The 1,721-nt window shown below is 38.3% G+C and carries 1 protein-coding gene; it reads right to left on the bottom strand.

Features of this window, described 5'->3' with window-relative positions:
- The coding region (locus KDK18_RS01990; RefSeq protein WP_257252817.1) for a hypothetical protein at positions 1 to 1,721 on the bottom strand (1,721 nt) is incomplete at both ends.

The following is a 1,721-nucleotide window of genomic DNA, read 5'->3' as shown; positions in this document are numbered from 1 at the left end:
TCCTGTACCGTTTTCGGACAACGGAAAAAACGAAATTCCAGCGTTGATAATTTGTCGACATCCTCTGCTCCGGTAATGTGCAGTAAAGATATAGCCATAAATTTTCCGATCATATCGGCACTAATATTACCTAACCAATTTTGTAGAGTCGTTATATGAACAAGCTGGCTATAAAAATTTGAAAACTGTTCAAGCCTCTCTTTTTTTTCCGAATCAGTGTTCCCTTTATGGCTTGGCTTTTGAGTATCATTTTCTTCTATTTTTTTATTGTATAGGTCAATGATCTTATTTAACCGCTTTAAGGCAAATGGTTTTATGTCTGGATCGTAATCAGCAAATGTTTTATACCATTTAGCTTCATCCTCCTGCAGGATACGATCATTATTTCCAAACGCCCTCAGCAAAAAAGGGTTTCGCTGGATCTCAGACTCCATCGCCAGAAGCACGCCGGTATCCCCCTGGGTAGCACTCAAGGCATCGACGTGTTTATGCCCGGAACTATAATCAATCAACCCTTCGTTGCGCATTGAATCAATCACTTCAATCACTTTCTCAAAAGATAATTCTGCGAGTTGATCATCAGAATGGTAGGGCGTGCAGATTATTTCAAACCATTGAGGTAAGTCGTAAAAAGGTAATACAGTAAAGCTATTATCAAAACCATAGCGTGTAGCAGACATGAGGTTAGGGCAATAACTCATTCCTTTTTGTTTGAGTCGAGATGCAAAACAATTAACAATCATACGCTGTTCGTCAGAAAGTCGGTTGTTTATATCATATTCAAGCTCTTCACCGAATTTAAGATTTAATCTGCTTGCCGGTTTCACTCCATTGTCAGTCCCAAAAACACAGTTATCAAACATAGCATTGACTATACCATCGCAGCGTCTGGAAAAAATAACCTCCAGAACATGTTGATTAAAATGCTCTCTTATATCATTATCATTGAGGCGTAGACCAATGATTATAATATTGTTGGTTTGACACGGTTCACAAGCACTATCAATGATTTCCTGTCTGAATTTTATAACAAAATCAAAGATAACAACCAGCTCAGAAAAAAAGCCACTTCCACCAAGAAGGGTTTGAAAAAATGGAAATATAGCTTTCAACAATTTCTCGTACGTAAATTCAGTGCGGCCAAATTGATTTGTAAACACAGACTTTGAGATAACATCATCCGGTACGTTTTCTTTTTTGTTAAGATAATCAACCAGCATGCCTGTCAGACTGTAACGTTTTTCAGACTTATTAAATTTTGACTCCTTTTCTGCCTGTTTGGTAAAAATAGCCTTCAGAAAAGATTGTATCTCTTCAACCCGTTCATGACTGATGGTTTTACCCGCCACATATTTATCGGGACTAATTTCAAAAGTAATACAACGATCACGAACCAGACCTTCCTGACATAAAATAAAATCGATAAAAATCCCTGTAATTTCCTCTCTTTGATCATCATCGTCGTAAGGTTCTCTTGTGATTTTTTCGTATCTGAGTGAATGAATGAGATTTCCAATAGTATTTCGAATATGCACAGCCACTTCCTCAGCGGTAAACGTCTCGCAGATGCTGGCTACATTTATGGACTCACGACGGTCCGTAGTAACCCAATGGGTAACTTTTCGCTCGGGAATAGTCTGATTGACCATATGATGACTGAAACCTGGCACAATAAAACCAGGCTCTGGCATTTGATTTGCCAGTGCAGAGGATTTATCTTC

It is taken from the genome of Endozoicomonas sp. SESOKO3 (genome assembly GCF_024606255.1).
Note: the sequence above shows the minus strand (reverse complement) of the source record. Positions and strands in the feature narration are given on the sequence as shown.